Here is a 16838-nt window from a genome sequence, read left to right on the forward strand (position 1 = left end):
ATGCCCCGCAGGCTGCCGGACCAGTTACCTGGTTACATAAAATCCCTGTATATTAGCAACATCGATCAGGCAAGGTAGTTATCCTGTCTGAAATGCCCAATGCGGCCGAATTAAAAAACAAACTTAAAGGGAAGGAGATCGTATTTCTTTATTTTGCGTATAAGGATAAAGAAAAGGCCTGGTTAAAAGCCCGTGAGCAAATGAACGTGGAAGGCGAACATTATTTATTAAATGAAACCATGACAAAAGAGGCTGAGGCGTTGTTTGGGGTCAATAGCATACCGCATTATGCCATCATTGACAAAAATGGCAGCATAGTTAACAAGCGGGCCGACCGCCCTGATAATGTTTATAACCAATTGCTTATTCTTTTACAGAAATGACCATAACAGCGGCTGTTTAACCTGACCTTTATCAGGAAATTTTTCAATGTATATATTATATTTTACATTTACCTTCTTAATTTAATATCCTTCCTGTTGCCTTAACATTACCAAACCTCTTATTGTTATCTGTTCCCTTCTTTAGTAACTGTATTAATGTTATTACGCCAGTATTTATTGCTAATACTGGAAAGATAATAGCAAAGGAATCTTGGATCTTCAAAAAATAAGGTTTATGAACATTCTTGGACTCAACTTTTATTATCATGACTCCACTGCATGTATTGTGTCAGATGGTCATCTTGTTGTTGCAATTGAGGAAGAACGACTCACCAGGAAAAAGCACGCCACGGAGTTTCCCATTCATGCCATTGATAAATGTCTGCAAGTGGCTGGGTTAACACCTGCCAACATCGATTATATTGCTATCTCTGTAGACCCAACCCTGAGCCTGGGAAAAAAGATGTTGTATGGCCTAAGGCACCTGCGGCGAAGCCGTAAATTCATTTGGGAGGAAATGATGATGAATTTGTTTTGGAAACGCAGGCGTTTTTCCAATTGGTACCGCCCATTTTTCGGGGAAGGTCATAAACCGCCGGTTCATTATGTGCCTCATCACCTCTCTCACGTAGTAGGTACTTTTTTAATTTCACCTTACGAAAGCGCTGCGTTGCTGTCTGTAGACGGTTCAGGTGAATGGGCCACGACCTTTATGGGCAAGGCAAAAGGTACCGGTTATACCTGTTTCAGACAGGACTATTTTCCTATGTCGCTGGGAGCAGTATATGAAGCAGCCACCCAATTCTGCGGTTTCATTCCTAATTACGATGAGGGAAAAACGATGGGGCTTGCGCCATTGGGTAACCCGCAAAATTATTATGATAAAGTCTCCCGGATGTTTTGGATCAACGATGATCTTTCTATAGGGGTAGACCTGAGTTATTTCCAGTACCAAACCTATTCTCCGGTGCGGTACAGTTCCAAATTCGTTGAAGTTTTCGGGACGCCCCGCAGTAAAGACAAACGAGCTAAATTCGAACAGCATCACCTGGATGTTGCCGCTGCCTTTCAGCTTCATCTGGAAGAATGTATGCTCAAAATTGCCCGCAGCCTTCATACAACTACGGGAGAGGATTACCTGGTGATTTCCGGCGGCGTTGCACTCAACAGTGTGGCCAATGGACGAATTGTTCGGGAAAGCGGGTTTAAAGATATCTACCTGATGCCGGCAGCAGGGGATAATGGAACGGCTATTGGCGCTGCATTTTACCTGTACAATTGTATCTTAAAAAGCAAGCGCGGTTTTGTTCATAAAGATCCTTTTGTGGGCGGCAGTTACAGTAACAAGGAGATTGAAATGATTATCAGTTCCTGCAAATTGTCCGCAACTTATTATAGCAATATAGAAGAAAAGACGGCTGAAATTTTACATGAGGGAAAAATAGTAGGGTGGTTCCAGGGAGGTATGGAAATAGGACCTCGGTCGCTCGGCAACCGCAGTATCCTGGCCGATCCAACGCTCAAACACATGAAAGATAAAGTGAATGCAGAAGTGAAACACCGGGAAGCTTTTCGCCCCTTTGCGCCCTCATGCCCGATAGAAGATGTTCCAAAATACTTTGAGCAGCATGTGGCTGATCCTTTTATGCTGAAGGTATGCAATGTATTGCCTGGCAAACGCGATCTTGTTCAGGCCATTACGCATGTAGACGGAACGGCTCGTTTGCAAACCATTCATCAGGAAACGAACAGCAGGTTTCATACCCTGCTGAAAGAGTTTGAAAAACTGAGCGGTGTTCCGGTTCTGCTCAACACAAGTTTTAATATAATGGGAGAACCGATCGTAGAATCACCGTATGATGCACTCCGGTGTTTTTTCACTACGGGATTGGATGTGCTGGTTCTTGGGAATTTTATTATTGAAAAAAATTCCAATCAGGCCGAATTCAGATCAGTAAATGCGCAAAGCAACCTGGCAATGGCAGATGCAAAGGGCTAGCGCTCGCCATCCCATTCCCCATAAAACTGTTTCAGATAGCTTTCCATAAAGGCATGACGCTGCAAGGCTAATTCCTTTCCGGTGGCTGTATTCATTCTATCCTTCAGCAATAACAGCTTTTCATAAAAATGATTGATGGTAGGCGCGTTGTTGTTCTTATATTCTTCCTTGCTCATGTTCAGGTTGGTGGGTACAGCCGGATCGTAGAGCAGCCGGTTTTTAAAACCGCCATAACTAAACGCCCGGGCAATACCAATGGCGCCTATGGCGTCGAGCCGGTCGGCATCCTGCACAATATCCAGCTCCTTTGATCTAAAGGGTTGGTGGTGGTTACCGCCTTTAAAAGAAATATGGGTAATAATGTTTTCTACATGTTCAATAACCGGTTCCTCTACCTGCAACGACTGCAACCATTCCCTGGCCATGCGCGGGCCAATGGTTTCATCGCCATTATGAAATTTTGAATCGGCAATATCATGCAGCAGGGCGCCCAGGGCTACCACCAGTTCATCGGCTTTTTCAGCAGCGGCAATATGCCGGGCTGTTTTCCATACGCGGTGAATATGCCACCAGTCGTGCCCGCCTTCGGCGTTGACAAGGGTTTGTTTTACGTGATCGATAGTTCTGGAAATGATCTCCTCTTTATTCATGAAGCGAATGTACGGAAGTAAAGTTTTTAAGTTATTTAGTTCTTGGTTATTAAGTTCCTGGTTCTATGTTCTTAATTCTTTATGGAAGGATGTTTATAGCTTAAGGCTGTTTTCTTTTTGCCCTTTGCCTTCTGCCCTTTGCCCCGCTATTTCAACAAATAAATTGTAGTTATCACCATCAACGCATCATCCAACCCAAATCGCAATTCCTTCAACGACCGGCTCATTTTCTTCTCCACTGTTTTTACTGAAATGTTTTTTTGTTCGGCGATCTGTTTATAGGTGAGGCCGCTGTCGCGGTGCAGGCGGAAGATCTCCTGTTCATCGGCCGGTAAGGCGTGTATCAATTGCTGGTATAATGTTTCCAGTTCCTTAAACAGCATGGGATCTTCAAAAAGAATATCACGGGTTATCATCGCCAGCCGGTTAAAGAATTGCTGGTCGGTTTTTTCTGCCCGGATGGCTTTGAAAACCTGGAAGCGGACCGCCTGGTGCAAATACGGTTGTAAGGCATCTATCTGAATGTCGGCGCGGCGTTTCCATAATGAAATAAAAACTTCCTGCACGGCATCCTGTGCGGTAGCTTTTACCTGTAGTATATTGTGGGCTGAAGAATACAATAACTTCCAATACCGGTTGTAGATCTCGGCAAAGGCAAATTCATCGTTTTGAGAAAGCATTCTCAGTAACTCATTGTCTGTATGCGTAGGATAATGTTGCACGTTCTTACCCGAAAGTTAAGACAAAATTAACCTGCGCGGTAGTGTTTGAAGCAGAAAACTGCAAAATCTGCAAGAAAGATTTTTCTATATTAATTATTTTGAATAAGTGTTGGGGTTATTTAGGTCATAAAAAAGAGAAAGGAGTAAAAGAGACCTTCTTCAAACTCTTTTACTCCTTTAACTCTTTGCTTCGGGGAAGCCGGAGATAGACATCAGCATCGAATAAGAGAGACCTTCTTCAAACCCTTTTATTCTTTTGCACCCGGCTTTCACAGAAGCTTCTTCCCGTTGTTGTGGACGGGAGGTTCAATAGAAATCTGCAGATGGACATAAAAGAACTCCCCTTAAGATCTTTCTGTCCTTTACCCTTGACGATCGATAGGTTGCAATGTTCTCAACCGCCGGGTGTTGCTATCTCTAAAAACTTTGGCCTCCCCCCGGCCCCCTCCGGTGGAGGGGGGAGTTGGGCAACCTCATAATTTTTTTATCACTCATCTATTGCTGACTACCGCCGTGTCGCGGTTTTCCTTGTTAACTTCGTCAACTCTATCAATCCTATCAACTTCCTTTTTTCTTCCTGGTCAACTCGTCAACTTGTTAACTGGTCAACTCTACTGCACATCCCACCATAATCTCGTTCCACCATTGTCTGGTCCCTTCAGTGTTTTGATGGCTCTTTCAACACCTTTGGGATTGGTTAAATACTCATCGGGTGGAATATTGATACGACGAACAAACACCGTAGTGGAAATTTTACCAGCGCTGTTATTGATCACTACCGGGAACAGTTTAGGATAACCCGTTCTGCGGAACTCGCTCCACGCTTCCTGACCATCGGGGAACATGCAGATCCATTTCTGGGTAATGATCCTTTCCAGTTTTTTCTCAAACCCATCGGCATCATCCCATTTAATGGTAATGGTGCTCAACCATTGGCTGCCGGTTTTGATATCGTTCTGGCCAGGTGTAATGGATTTGGGATCTATATATTCTGCTGGTGTGCTCACCGCATCGTTGATGTATGTGTTGGCACTTAAACCATATTGAGCAAATGAAGTGGTTATGCCTGATTCATAATTGTCTTTGGCGGTGCCGGCGTTTGCCCATCCGCGTGCGGCGGCCTCCGCTTTCAGGAAAAAGGCTTCGGCAGCGGTCATCAATTGCAGTTTACTGGGCAGATCAACCAGGGCGGAATAATCCTGGTAACGGGTTTTGGCGTCAATGTCGATACCATTGCGGATACCTTTATACTGGCCTTTTACGGCATTGTCGCTGGCCGGCAAAAAATATTTGGGCAGGCGTGGGTCCTTGTAACCATTCAGGATCGATTCCATGGGTGCGCTCATCCGAATATCGCCCCAGGCGCCGCTGATGGTGTTCAACGGGTGAACGGTAGCGCCGATATTCACATTGAAATTATCGTCGGCTTTGCTTAACAAACCACCGGCATTGGCCAGCGCCGCTTCCCCTTCCGTTTTTGCTTTGGCGGCATCGGCTTTCACAATGCGCAGGGCCAGGCGCAAACGCAGGGAGTTGGCAAACTGCAACCATTTTGAATAATCACCTTTGTAAACCAGGTCGGCATTGGTGAAAGTGGGCGTAGACTTCTGGGTGCGAAGCGGGGTCAATATGGTAATGGCTTCGTTCAGGTCATTAAAGAAATTAGTATAAGCCTCCTGTTGGGAGTCATAATCATAACCGCCGTCTTCCGCCCGCATTTTATATTTCGAGTACATGATGGGACCGAAAATATCGCTTACGCGGTGCATGGCTTCCACCTTCAGGATCTTGGCCATGGCGTACAGATCGGGTGCTGCTGCTTTGGTGATCTGTTCTACATTCGCCAACGGAGCCATTACACTGGCTTCGGCGCTGCTGTAAGCCGGGTTCAGCGCATACAGGTTCCAGCCATCAACCAGGTCGTAGTTCAGGTTGTTGCTGTTACCACGGAATGGGGTAGGCGACATCATATAACCACCGAACACATCACCCATCAGGTTTTGCTGCAACTGGGTAACCCAGGCCGGCTGATACACGTAAATGGAGTGTTGCGCTTCCTTCAACTGGCCTACTACCAACCCGTAATCGGGCAACAGGTCGTCGTTGCTGGCGCCATAAGGATTCTTATTGTAGTCCTCGAAGTTTTTAGTACAACCGCTCACCGCAAGACTGGCAGCAGCTGCTATAGAAAGAATATATTTAGAATGCTTGTTCATTGTAATTGGTGTTTTGATTAAAAGGAACATCTAAAGCTTAAACCCATGCTGCGGGTAGAAGGCAGTGAGAACACATCGATGCCCTGTAACCCGTTACCAGTGCTCATGCTCAACTCAGGATCGTAGGGCGCTTCTTTTTTAATAAAGAAAAGATTGCGTGCTACCAGTGAAAGGCGCATATCCTTTATAATTGTTGACTTTGAGGGCAATTTGTAACCCACTGATAGTTCACGCAATCTGATGTTGGTGGCATCGTACATGTAATATTCAGAGATCCCTGCACGGCCACCTACGGTTGTATAGAAGATTTCAGCAGGTATGGCGCCACTCCATTTGCTGCCATTCAGCATGGTAGCGGGCATGTGAACGCCGCCGTTGTTACGGGCATCCGCCGTTGCTTTCGATACACCGTACTCATCCAGAACCGCCTGGGTAATGCTCATCACCTTACCTCCAAAGCGGCCATCGATAAGCGCCGATATAACAAAGTTCTTATATTCAACTGAGTTGTTCCAGCCGGCGAGGAAATTGGGGTTGGGATTGCCAACGAAACCGAATTTGTCGGCCTGTGGTTTTCCTTTATCGTCTACAATGATAGAACCATCGGCTGCACGTTGGAACTTGATGCCGTAAATGTCGCCATATGAACCGCCTTCGCGAATGCGGAGCGAATAACTGTTCACGCCTGCGAGTGTGAGCTCATACGTTCCACCCAGCTCTGGTAACAGTTCAACGATCTTGTTGCGGTTGCGGGTAAAGTTTACACTGGTGTTCCATTTCACATTTCCTTTGCTCAACAGATCATAACCAATCATTGCCTCAATACCTTTGTTCTCGATGTTACCGGCATTTACAAAGAAGCGGGAGTAGCCGCTGCCTCTGGGTGCGCTGAAATCAAAATACTGGTTGCGGGTATTGGTCTTATACCAGGTGAAGTCAACACTTAACCGGTTGTTCAGGAATTTCCACTCGGTACCAATTTCAAAGGAACGGGCGTCTTCCGGTTTCAGGTAAGTGCCCAGGTAAGGGCTCACCTGAACAGTTTGCACAGCGCCCGAATTGATGGTATTGGTAGGGTAGGTAGAGAAGGGCTCTACGTCGTTACCCACTTTTGCAAAGGAGAAACGTACTTTACTGTAGTTGATAAATTGCGGCAGATGCGCCAGTTCGCTGATGATGGTATTGATACCGGCAGAGAAATATGGATAGCCGCTTTTTGCCTTAGGTGTATAAGCCAGTGTTGACGACCAGTCGTTACGCGCGGTAAGATCTAAATATACCTTTTGATCATAATCGAATGTACCGGTGGCAAAGATCGACTGAACCTGGCGGCGCAAACCGGATGGCTGCATCATCAGTGCCGGGGTGAGATTCAGGTTGCCTAATGTAAATATGTTGGCATAAGCCAGGTCGCTGCCTTTTGAATCGATATAGGTGCGGTCCTGCTTTTGGTCGTTGATGCTGGTACCGGCATTAAAGTTGAAACCGATCTTATCGGTAAGCTTAAGATTACCCGAAAGGATTACATCGCCATATAATAAGGTGCGGGTCAACTGATCGTAGGTAAAGCGGCCATTGTTGTCGGCCAGCACTATTTGTGTAGTGGCATTAGCGTGCAATTCGTAATTGTCGTAATTGCGGTTCAGGCTACCACGGGCCTGAACGCTCAACCATTTGGTAATGGGATACTTCAGGGTCAATGAAGCAAACAGGTTGTCTTTTTTACCGAGGGTCACATCGCGGTTCAGCACCCAGTAGGGGTTTTGCTGGTTATCGGCACCACCTATGTTATTATCAGGGTCTATGTTCCACCAGTTTTGCACGTTCATGATCCGGAGGGGCGAGAATTTTTCAAAGTTGTTCTTATAGTTATCGAAATTCAGCCCTCTGGGGAACAGGTACAAACCGGTAAGCGGGTTATAATACAAACCCGATGCAGGCCGGTTGTTTGTTTTCTGGGTGCTGAAAATGATATTCGCATCTACATTCAACTTGTCGTTAAAGAACTTGGATGTTTGACGGAAGTTGAAAGTATGTTGTTTGAATTCATTGGTGGGCATAATACCAGTGTTGTTGGTATTACTGTACGAGAAATAAGTTTGTGCTTTTTCGTTACCGGCGGTAAACGCAATGGTATTGATAAAGGTTTTACCGGTTTTAAAGAAGTCCTTTACATGATCGGGGTTTGAACCGGCGGGCCCCCAGCTGTAAATATTGTCGGTACTGGTTTGGTTGAAGTTGTACTGCAGGTCTGGCGTGTACATGGGGCGCTCAAAAGTAACGGCAGTAGAGAAATCTACTTTTGCCATACCGTTACGACCTTTTTTTGTGGTGATCATAATAACCCCATTACCAGCCTGGCTACCGTACAGGGCGGCGGCAGAGGCGCCCTTCAGCACGGTCATGCTTTCAATATCTTCCGGGTTCAGCGAGCTGAGCACATCACCTGCATCACGACCGGGTGTGTTAACGCCACCACTTTCGCCCCACAGGTTTTGAGGCTGTGCGGTAGAGAAGTTGGTAAGCGGTACCCCGTCAATTACATACAGCGGCTGGTTCTCACGCGTTGATTTTTGTCCGCGAAGGATCACGCGAACAGAACCGCCCATACCTGATGAGCTGGGGTTGATCTGTAACCCCGGTACTTTACCGTTCAGGCTGTTGATGGGGTTCAAATTCTTTACGGTGGTCAGTTCGGCGTTATTAACTTTTGTAGCGCTATAGGTTAAGCTTTTCTGACGGCGTTGAATACCCAGAGCGGTTACAACCAGTTCACCCAGTTGTTGTGAGTTTACGGTAAGCGTTATGTTTAATGATTTTGTATCGGTAAGGGTTATTTCCCGGGTGGCATAGCCAATGTTTGTAATGATGAGAACGTCGCCTTTGTCGGCATCGATGGTGAATTCGCCTTCAGCGTTGGTACTGGCGCCTTTTTTTGATCCTTTTACCTGTACGTTGGCGCCGGCGATGGGTTCGCCTTTTTCGTTTACAATTTTACCTTTTACAGGAACGGGTGGGGGCGGCGGTATATTGATGTCGCCTTTTATTTCTATTGCAGACAGCTTTCTGATCACTACCGTATTACCCTGCACATTGTAGTCAAATGGGGCGCCGGTGAGGCATTGCTGCAGTACATCTTTTATGGTAGCGTTCTTTACGTTTATAGAGACGGGTTGTAACCCTTCAAACAAGTTTTCACAGTACACGATTGAAACGCCTGTTTGCCTCGATACCGCTTTGAACACCTTTTGCACCGGTACGTTCTTAAGCGACAAGGTTACAGTTTGCCCACTGGTATGGGCAACTGCATGCAAGCATGTGACGAATAACAGGAATGATGTTAACTTCATGAACTTAAGCAGTTTGTGCATTTCCTGGCTGTCATACCAGGCGATTAACCCGTTCGTATATCTACGCAAACGGATTATAGCAGTTATTTGCATAACTTTGTTTGGTTTAGTGATTGAATAAATGATTCCTCAACAGACTTGTTTATTATTACTGAACACCGCCGTTTCGTCTGGCCACGAAGCGGCTTTTTGTTTGTTTTTGTATCTCTCAGGTATAGTTGCGCTATACGATTTCAACTTTATTTCTAATTGACTTTCGCAAAAACAACTGGCAATAAAGCTTCGGGAAGTGCAATGACTGCATTATATATGCCTGATAGTTGTTGATGCACTGTTCTCTCAATTGTTAAACCCTTTGCAACATTCACACAACCTTCTGCTTATTGCCAAATTGTATTGCTTGTCGTCCTTAGTGTCCGGGTATATACATCAGTTCTTTTATTTAACTACAACCAATGTTTTATTTTCCAGCCTATAATGAACACCATAAGTCTCCAACATCTTAAGAATGTTAGAAAGATTCAGGTTACGACTTATACGGCCGCCATAAGTTTCGTTATTGGGTTTTACTTCATAACGAACGTCAACATCATACCAGCGGCTTATTTGGCGCATAATGGTTTTTATATCTGTGTTGTCAAATTCAAACCAGCCATTCTTCCAGGCCATTACCTGATCCAGATCAGGCGAATGGTCAATGGTGAATGGTGAATTACCCTTCAACATAGCCTGTTCTCCTGGTTTCAGGATGGCTGTTTTTCCATTGACCATTGGCCATTCACCATTCACCACTTTCACTTTTCCTTCCAACAACGTCGTCTTTACCGTCTCTTCATCTTTATACGCATTCACATTAAAGTGCGTGCCGAGCACTTCAACATCCTGTGTGCTTGTTTTTACATGAAAAGGTTTGGCGGCGTTTTTTGCCACCTCAAAATATCCTTCGCCATCCAGTTCCACTTCGCGCTTGTCGCCTGTGAAGGCAGTAGGGAAGCGCAGCGAGCTGGCTGAGTTCAGCCAAACTTTTGATCCGTCTGCCAGGATCAGTTGATATTGATTACCCCGTGCAGTAGTGATCGTATTATATACCACTTGTACCTGTTCGTTTTTGTCGCCTGCTTTGGCGTAAGAGACCTGTCCGTTCAGGTTAATTACGGTTGCGCCACCCTGTTTGGAGATGGTGCCATTGGCAGAATCCAGCACAATGGTGCGCCCATCGGCCAGGGTAAGCGTAGCAGCATCCCGTCCCGGTGGCAGATCATGGTGTTTGGCTTTCGCCATGTCGTTATTGCGGGGCGGCGTTGTTTGTTCTTTAAATAACCAGTAATAACTACCGGCGCCGATCGCTATCAACAGCACCGCCGCCGCTGCAGCCAGGCTATAGTTTTTTCTTCTGATGGGAACAACCGGGGTCTGCGCTTCTACCATGCCGGCTGTTATATTTTTATACATCGCCTGTCTTAAAGCGATCTCTTCTTCTGCAGATAGTTCAGTCGTACCTGCCATTTCCAACCGGCGGTAATATTCTTCTATCAATGTTTTTTCCGCAGGACTGGCGGTGCCGTCCTGGTACTTATCCAACAACCTGAGAAATGCTTGCTTGTCCATACTACTTATATATGTACCCAATTGACAGCGCCACCCTACGCTTTGAGAAAACTTTTTTTCAGAATTTTATAACTGCTTCAAATTCAGGGTTGAACTAAAAGAACAATTATCTGAGCCTTGCGCGTTACCAGTGCCCTTGCCCTTGATACTACCTTTGATATATGAATACATTACAGGAAACAAACAAAGCGGTTGTCACCCGCTTTAATAAGGAGTTCATTGAGCATGGCAACATCCAGGCTTTTGAAGAAATAGTAGCCCCCGGTTTTGTAAACCGCAGCGCCGCCACCTTGCAAATACCCGCTGGGCGCGAAGGGATCAAAGATTATATCGTAGATGTTTTGCACAAGGCATTGACAGATGTAAAGGTGGAGATCTTTGAACAGATAGCCGAAGGCGATACCGTGGTAACCCGCAAGGCGATCTCCGGGATCCAGGTAGGGGAGTTCTTAAATAATCCGCCTACGCATCAACGTATTACCATGCATTGTATTGATATTGTTAAGTTGAAGGAGGGGCAGTATGTAGAGCATTGGCGGTATGGGCAGGTTGTTAGTTGATTAGTTGATAAGTTGATCAGTTGATCAGTTAACCAGTTGACGAGTTAACAAGTTGACGAGGTAGAAGAGGGTTTGGTGGATTAAAGTAGGAGGTTGATAGGGTTGATAAGGTTGATATAGTTAATAAAGGAAACATGAGATAAGATACAGGAATTAGGAAGGTCGAAATGTTAACAGGCTGAGCAATAACGCGAGGATGCGTTTCTTCCCCTCCACCTTCGGCCGCCGAAGGCTTGCCGCAGGCGATGCCGGAGGGGGATGGGGGGAGGGCCGATTGCCGCGACGGGGCTTTCTGCCTTCTGCCATCTGCCTTCTGCCGTTTCCTCAATCCGCAAACTGCACCGAGTAAATCATGGGCAAATAATTATTAATAACCTGCCAACTTTCCCCACGATCCGGTGAAAAGAACAGGTTGCCGGTGGTAGTACCAAATACTACGGCATTGCTGTCGTTCACCAGGGCATGGCGGTAAACAATATCGAAACAACTTTCCTGTGGTAACCCATTGCGTAATTGTTTCCAGGTTTTACCGCCATCATCGGTACGGCAGATAACCAGGGCGCTCTGGATGGCCGTGCGGTTTACGTCGCTATCGGCTGGTGCAACCCAGGCCTGGTCGGGATTGTCGCCGGCAACGGCAATGGCAAAACCAAAACGGGCCGGGCCATTGGGTTCGCTAACATCTAACCAGTTTTTACCCGCATCGATACTGCGGAAGATGCCACAGTGATTCTGCTGCCACAGGTAATCGGGGTTGCTGGGCGCCGCCACTACAATATGCGGGTCGAACCCGGTTTCTACAGTGGGATCGGGCAGAAAATCGGCGCTCATACCTTTATTACGAATGGCCCAGCTTTTACCGGCATCGGTAGTCTCAAACACGCCGGCGCAACTGATGCCAATGTGAATATGATCTTCATTACGCGGGTCAACTACAATGGAATGAATACCGGGCAGGTCGCGGCCACCGCCAAACCAGCCCTCTTTACGCGTAGGATGTTTCCATAACGATTCAACCAGTTGAAAGCTGTTGCCTTCATCTTCACTCACAAACAACCCGCCGGGGTCAGTGCCTATCCATAACCGTGAAATGTAGTTTTTTCCACCATGCGCCATCGACCACAAATACCGCGTGGTGGCCGGCAGGCCGTCTTTCACTTCTTCCCCTTCGGGATAAGCGGGAGCGGCCACTTCTTCCCAGCTTTTGCCCCTGTCTTTGCTTCGTTGCAATTTAACGCCCCAGTGGCCATGGTCCTGACAAGCCCACCAGGTGCCATTGCGCGGATCGGCATAAGCGATAGAAACAGGTATGCCCTCAAAAGAGCAACTTTCCATTGTCCACTTACCATTTTGAAAGCGATAGGCAATTAACCCTTTTCGTGTTCCCAATAAAAGTGTTGATCTCATATGGAAAATGTTGAATATTGAATGTACTGTTTTTAATTTCCTCATCCGCCGGATAAGGCCTGCATAATATAGATCTCGCTGTTCTCCCCGAACGGATCGCTGAGCCTTGTGCGATCTTTAATCATAACGCCATCGATAAAAATGTTTACGTGTTGCCGCAGGCTGCCCTGGTCATCCAGCACATACTTTGTTACGCCGGGGTAATTAGCTTCTATTTCCTGCAGTACAGCCGGAATGGTTTTCCCGTTGGCTTTTGTATCCGTCAGCTTTGGAAAAAATCTTTTTAATGCGTATGTGAATTTTACTAATGCCATTTGAATGCAGCTGAAAGCTTAAGGCTGAAGGCCGAAAGCAAATACACAAATTTTACTTTTGTCTGTTGCCGCGATGTGGCCTTTGCCCTTTGCCCTTTGCCCTTTGCCCTTTTGCCCTGCTTGCTACTAAGCTAATCAATTCCTGAGTTTCAACAGAATACAATAACAAAAAGAAGATAAACCGGGAAATGGATTGGCTGAAGCTGGATTTTGGAGGAATAAATCCTTCAATTACACACATATATATAATCCAAATGTCGCCAGCGTGCAATTTGTTATTAAATTACAGGGCGGCTATGTAACAACGCTAACAGGTTATGCGTCGGAAACATACCGGTAATCTGACGTTTCATGACCCGGACACCCTTGGATTCACCCAGCGCACAGGAGGATAAGTCGCTGATCGTTGCCATACGGTCAGGGGACTATGATGCTTTTACCCTGCTCTATAATAAATACATCCAGCCTTTAACACAATACGGGTTAAAATTCATCACCGATCTGCCCGCCGTGGAAGATTGTTTGCACGATGTGTTCGTTTGGTTGTGGGCGAACCGGCAAAGGCTCGACCTGCATACTTCGGTAAAAAGCTATTTGTTCAAAGCCGTGCGCACTACGATGATGCACTGGCTGCAAAAACAAAACCGGTTACGTGGTCTGAACCCGGGCGATGAACAAGGCTATCTTTTCGAACTGCAACTGACCCCTGAAACCCGTGTGCTGCATAATGAAAACCAACGACAAGTACGACAACAGATCGAAAGCGTGTTGAGTACCCTCACCGCCAAACAAAAAGAAGTGATCTACCTGCGCTATTATGAAGGCCTGAACTTTGAAGAAATTGCCCGCAACATGAACCTCACGGTAAAAGCCTGTTATAAGTTAATGGGCCGCGCCATATCTATTCTACGCGAAAAAATTCCCGGCTCATTGGTACTGTTTATCATTTTGTTACTACTCTTTGTGTAAGAAAAATGAAAAAATAATTGTGTAGTTACATAGCTACACGTATATTTGTAGTCAAATAGCTACACAATGAACCTGCGAAGAGACGTTTTTCAGGCAATTGCCGATCCAACCAGGAGAGCCATCTTATTATTGGTGGCTACTCAATCAATGACTGCCGGCGCCATTGCGTCGAACTTCGACACAGCCCGGCCTACCGTTTCGAAACACCTGCAAATACTCACCGAATGCGAGTTGCTGGAGCAAACGCAAAACGGCCGGGAGATCTATTACCACATCAACGCCAATAAAATGAAAGAGGTAGCTGACTTTATAGAGCCATTCCGCCAAATGTGGGATGACCGTTTTAACAAGATTGAATCCATAATGAAAAAATACAAAAGCAAATAATATGGAACGCAAAACAAAGATCAATGCCGAAACCGGCAAACAGGAACTGGTGATCACCCGCGAATTTGATCTGCCATTGGACTTGCTTTTCAGAGCATATATAGATCCCGAGATCATCGAGCAATGGATGGGCACAAAAGTGCTGAAGTTCGATTGTAAAAAACACGGTAGTTACCAACTGGAAACAACCGACCCCAAAGGAAATAAACACGGGTTCAATGGCGTGATCCATGAGTTTGTGCCGGAAAAAAAGATCTCCCGCACTTTTGAAATGGAGAACACGCCGTTTGGGATCCAGCTGGAGATCTATGAGTTTGAACCCCTCACCGACGAAACCAGCAAGCTTACCATGCACGTGATCTACGAATCGGTTGAACAAAGAGACCAGGTGCTTAAACTCCCATTTGCACAAGGCATAAACATGGCCCATAACCGCATTGAAGAAGTGGTGCGTCAATTAAAATAAACAACTATGGCAACAAGCATAATGAATCCCCGGGTTGATTTCTTTTTTAAAAGTGTGAAATGGCACGATGAATATGAGCAACTGCGAATGATCGCGCTTGACATCGGACTCAAGGAAGAATTAAAATGGGGCTGTCCCTGTTACTCGGATGATAAAAAGAACATCGTACTGATACATGGGTTTAAAGATTACTGTGCGGTATTGTTCTTCAAAGGCGCTTTGTTGAAAGACCCTAAGGGTATCCTTATTCAACAAACGAAGAATGTTCAATCGGCCCGGCAGGTACGCTTTACCAATGTAAAAGAGATCGTCAAGCTGGCGCCCACGCTGAAAAAATATATTAAAGAGGCTATTGAAGTGGAAAAAGCCGGGTTGAAAGTGCCATTAAAAAAGACAACCGACTATGCCGTTCCGCAGGAATTTCGAATGAAATTAGATAAAATGCCTGCGCTGAAAAGAGCATTTGCAGCATTAACACCCGGACGCCAACGAGCTTATATCTTTTATTTTTCTCAACCCAAGCAAGCCAAAACCCGCGAGGCGAGGGTAGAGAAATACCTGCAACAGATCCTTAGTGGAAAAGGACTGGATGATTAATTAACCCTAAAAAACGAATCAACATGGAACAGATAAAAAGCAGATCAGCAAAAAGAAACAGGATCATCTATTGGATAGCCACACTGTGGTTGGCATTGGGAATGACAGCAACCGGCATAGTACAATTGATCCGGAATAAGGATGAGGTTGCCATGTTCAATCGGTTAGGTTATCCCATGTATTTACTGTTAATAATCGGGGTGTGGAAATTGCTGGGCGTGATAGCCGTACTGGCGCCTAAATTTCCATTGGTAAAAGAATGGGCCTATGCCGGCTTTTTCTTTGTGATGACTGGCGCTGTTATTTCTCATCTGGCTATTAATGACGCCCCAAAAGAATTGTTTGGTCCCATTTTGTTAATAGTGCTCACCATTATTTCCTGGTATTTCAGACCAGCCAACAGAAGGCTCATCCCACTTAATAATTAACAACATGAAACGTCCATCCCGATAACATCGGGATGGTAAGTTCCATCTGGCCAAAACTCAATAAATATTTTCAGATGAAAGAAACAAAAAAGGAGCTGTCGCCGGCACAACGTACCGATTTACTCCATGTGTTGAAAACCCGTTTTGAAAAGAACAAAAACCGCCACAAAGGAATAGAGTGGGCCGATGTGCAGGCAAAGCTGGAAACTGATCCAAAAAAAATGTGGATCCTCGACGATATGGAACACACAGGCGGCGAACCTAATGTCGTGGGCTATGATAAAAAAACGGATGAATACATATTCTTCGATTGTTCCGCCGAAAGTCCCAAAGGCCGTAGAAGTCTTTGTTACGATCGCAAAGCATTGGATGCAAGAAAGGAAAATAAGCCCAAAGACAGTGCGATGGATATGGCCGCCGCCATGGGTATTGAATTGCTTACCGAAGAACAATACCGCTCACTGCAGCAACTGGGAGAATTTGACACCAAAACCTCCAGCTGGATAGTTACTCCACCCGACATCCGGCAACTCGGCGGCGCCATCTTTGGCGACCGGCGATATAATACGGTGTTCATTTATCACAATGGAGCTGATTCTTACTATGCGGCCCGGGGATTTAGAGGGGCATTGAGAGTTTAAAGTTCAGGTTTTTTAGTTTGTTAGTTCTTTATATACGAAAAACAAATATTTAAGTTTTTTTCTCTTCCATGGGGTAATTTCTCACGTGACCTCCTCTTATATAAAAGACCCGCGCGGTGATTTTTGATGCGAGCTTGCAAA

The 16838-nt window shown here is 45.7% G+C and carries 16 protein-coding genes; 9 read left to right on the forward strand and 7 right to left on the reverse strand.

Features of this window, described 5'->3' with window-relative positions; all coding sequences use genetic code 11:
- The first annotated feature begins 92 nt into the window (after window positions 1–92).
- A complete protein-coding gene (locus ACJ751_RS07955; protein WP_407744955.1) occupies window positions 93–383 on the forward strand; it encodes a TlpA family protein disulfide reductase in 291 nt (96 codons plus the stop codon).
- Window positions 384–618: 235 nt separating this feature from the next.
- Complete coding sequence (locus ACJ751_RS07960; RefSeq protein ID WP_407744957.1) at window positions 619–2382, forward strand: carbamoyltransferase; 1764 nt, start codon at window positions 619–621, stop codon at window positions 2380–2382.
- On the opposite strand, the gene ACJ751_RS07965 is transcribed toward ACJ751_RS07960, so the two are convergent.
- From ACJ751_RS07965 to ACJ751_RS07985, 5 genes are all read right to left on the reverse strand, one after another.
- Window positions 2379–3032, reverse strand: a complete 654-nt coding sequence (locus tag ACJ751_RS07965) for an HD domain-containing protein (RefSeq protein ID WP_407744959.1) — start codon at window positions 3030–3032, stop codon at window positions 2379–2381. The two genes, ACJ751_RS07960 and ACJ751_RS07965, sit on opposite strands and share 4 nt — an antisense overlap.
- Window positions 3033–3178: 146 nt before the next feature.
- Entirely contained in the window at window positions 3179–3754 is a 576-nt protein-coding gene (locus tag ACJ751_RS07970; protein ID WP_407744961.1) for an RNA polymerase sigma factor, read from the reverse strand.
- A 611-nt stretch (window positions 3755–4365) separates the two neighbouring features.
- Entirely contained in the window at window positions 4366–5970 is a 1605-nt protein-coding gene (locus tag ACJ751_RS07975) for a RagB/SusD family nutrient uptake outer membrane protein (RefSeq protein ID WP_407744962.1), read from the reverse strand.
- Between the two features lie 17 nt (window positions 5971–5987).
- Window positions 5988–9413, reverse strand: a complete 3426-nt coding sequence (locus ACJ751_RS07980; RefSeq protein WP_407744963.1) for a SusC/RagA family TonB-linked outer membrane protein — start codon at window positions 9411–9413, stop codon at window positions 5988–5990.
- Window positions 9414–9758: 345 nt separating this feature from the next.
- Window positions 9759–10928 (reverse strand): FecR family protein, encoded by a 1170-nt coding sequence (locus tag ACJ751_RS07985; protein ID WP_407744964.1) that lies wholly within the window; start codon window positions 10926–10928, stop codon window positions 9759–9761.
- A gap of 161 nt (window positions 10929–11089) precedes the next feature.
- Between ACJ751_RS07985 and ACJ751_RS07990 the strand changes: the two genes are divergently transcribed.
- Window positions 11090–11488 carry an ester cyclase gene (locus ACJ751_RS07990; protein WP_407744965.1) on the forward strand — a complete coding sequence of 133 codons (399 nt, stop codon included), beginning with the start codon at window positions 11090–11092 and terminating at the stop codon, window positions 11486–11488.
- Between the two features lie 324 nt (window positions 11489–11812).
- Here the strand turns inward: ACJ751_RS07990 and ACJ751_RS07995 are convergent, their stop codons facing one another.
- Entirely contained in the window at window positions 11813–12895 is a 1083-nt protein-coding gene (locus ACJ751_RS07995; RefSeq protein WP_407744966.1) for a WD40/YVTN/BNR-like repeat-containing protein, read from the reverse strand.
- 41 nt (window positions 12896–12936) lie between these two features.
- Entirely contained in the window at window positions 12937–13209 is a 273-nt protein-coding gene (locus ACJ751_RS08000) for a MoaD/ThiS family protein (protein WP_407744967.1), read from the reverse strand.
- A gap of 351 nt (window positions 13210–13560) precedes the next feature.
- Here ACJ751_RS08000 and ACJ751_RS08005 point away from each other — a divergent pair, with 351 nt between their 5' ends.
- The 6 genes from ACJ751_RS08005 to ACJ751_RS08030 all read left to right on the forward strand — a co-directional run bounded on the left by ACJ751_RS08005 (window position 13561) and on the right by ACJ751_RS08030 (window position 16697).
- Window positions 13561–14178: an RNA polymerase sigma factor gene (locus ACJ751_RS08005; protein ID WP_407744968.1), complete on the forward strand. Its 618-nt coding sequence runs from the start codon at window positions 13561–13563 to the stop codon at window positions 14176–14178.
- A 66-nt stretch (window positions 14179–14244) separates the two neighbouring features.
- Complete coding sequence (locus tag ACJ751_RS08010; RefSeq protein WP_407744969.1) at window positions 14245–14565, forward strand: ArsR/SmtB family transcription factor; 321 nt, start codon at window positions 14245–14247, stop codon at window positions 14563–14565.
- A gap of 1 nt (window position 14566) precedes the next feature.
- On the forward strand, window positions 14567–15031 hold the full coding sequence (locus ACJ751_RS08015; protein ID WP_407744970.1) for an SRPBCC domain-containing protein: 465 nt from the start codon (window positions 14567–14569) through the stop codon (window positions 15029–15031).
- A 6-nt stretch (window positions 15032–15037) separates the two neighbouring features.
- A complete protein-coding gene (locus tag ACJ751_RS08020; RefSeq protein ID WP_407744971.1) occupies window positions 15038–15628 on the forward strand; it encodes a YdeI/OmpD-associated family protein in 591 nt (196 codons plus the stop codon).
- Between the two features lie 23 nt (window positions 15629–15651).
- Complete coding sequence (locus tag ACJ751_RS08025) at window positions 15652–16056, forward strand: DoxX family protein (RefSeq protein WP_407744972.1); 405 nt, start codon at window positions 15652–15654, stop codon at window positions 16054–16056.
- Window positions 16057–16130: 74 nt separating this feature from the next.
- The gene (locus ACJ751_RS08030) at window positions 16131–16697 is read left to right on the forward strand and encodes a DUF4256 domain-containing protein (protein ID WP_407744973.1); all 567 of its coding nucleotides are present in this window, start codon (window positions 16131–16133) and stop codon (window positions 16695–16697) included.
- Window positions 16698–16838: the final 141 nt, after the last annotated feature.

This window comes from Niastella sp. (genome assembly GCF_045805085.1).
Classification (GTDB): domain Bacteria; phylum Bacteroidota; class Bacteroidia; order Chitinophagales; family Chitinophagaceae; genus Niastella.

Excerpts from the sequence above, each read along its gene's own strand:
- ACJ751_RS07985 (WP_407744964.1), bottom strand. The coding sequence starts at position 10,928 with ATGGACAAGCAAGCATTTCTCAGGTTGTTGGATAAGTACCAGGACGGC.
- ACJ751_RS08020 (WP_407744971.1), top strand. The coding sequence starts at position 15,038 with ATGGCAACAAGCATAATGAATCCCCGGGTTGATTTCTTTTTTAAAAGT.
- ACJ751_RS08030 (WP_407744973.1), top strand. The coding sequence starts at position 16,131 with ATGAAAGAAACAAAAAAGGAGCTGTCGCCGGCACAACGTACCGATTTA.
- ACJ751_RS07980 (WP_407744963.1), bottom strand. The coding sequence starts at position 9,413 with ATGCAAATAACTGCTATAATCCGTTTGCGTAGATATACGAACGGGTTA.
- ACJ751_RS07965 (WP_407744959.1), bottom strand. The coding sequence starts at position 3,032 with ATGAATAAAGAGGAGATCATTTCCAGAACTATCGATCACGTAAAACAA.
- ACJ751_RS08005 (WP_407744968.1), top strand. The coding sequence starts at position 13,561 with ATGACCCGGACACCCTTGGATTCACCCAGCGCACAGGAGGATAAGTCG.
- ACJ751_RS08000 (WP_407744967.1), bottom strand. The coding sequence starts at position 13,209 with ATGGCATTAGTAAAATTCACATACGCATTAAAAAGATTTTTTCCAAAG.
- ACJ751_RS08025 (WP_407744972.1), top strand. The coding sequence starts at position 15,652 with ATGGAACAGATAAAAAGCAGATCAGCAAAAAGAAACAGGATCATCTAT.
- ACJ751_RS08010 (WP_407744969.1), top strand. The coding sequence starts at position 14,245 with ATGAACCTGCGAAGAGACGTTTTTCAGGCAATTGCCGATCCAACCAGG.
- ACJ751_RS07990 (WP_407744965.1), top strand. The coding sequence starts at position 11,090 with ATGAATACATTACAGGAAACAAACAAAGCGGTTGTCACCCGCTTTAAT.
- ACJ751_RS07995 (WP_407744966.1), bottom strand. The coding sequence starts at position 12,895 with ATGAGATCAACACTTTTATTGGGAACACGAAAAGGGTTAATTGCCTAT.
- ACJ751_RS07960 (WP_407744957.1), top strand. The coding sequence starts at position 619 with ATGAACATTCTTGGACTCAACTTTTATTATCATGACTCCACTGCATGT.
- ACJ751_RS07975 (WP_407744962.1), bottom strand. The coding sequence starts at position 5,970 with ATGAACAAGCATTCTAAATATATTCTTTCTATAGCAGCTGCTGCCAGT.
- ACJ751_RS08015 (WP_407744970.1), top strand. The coding sequence starts at position 14,567 with ATGGAACGCAAAACAAAGATCAATGCCGAAACCGGCAAACAGGAACTG.
- ACJ751_RS07955 (WP_407744955.1), top strand. The coding sequence starts at position 93 with ATGCCCAATGCGGCCGAATTAAAAAACAAACTTAAAGGGAAGGAGATC.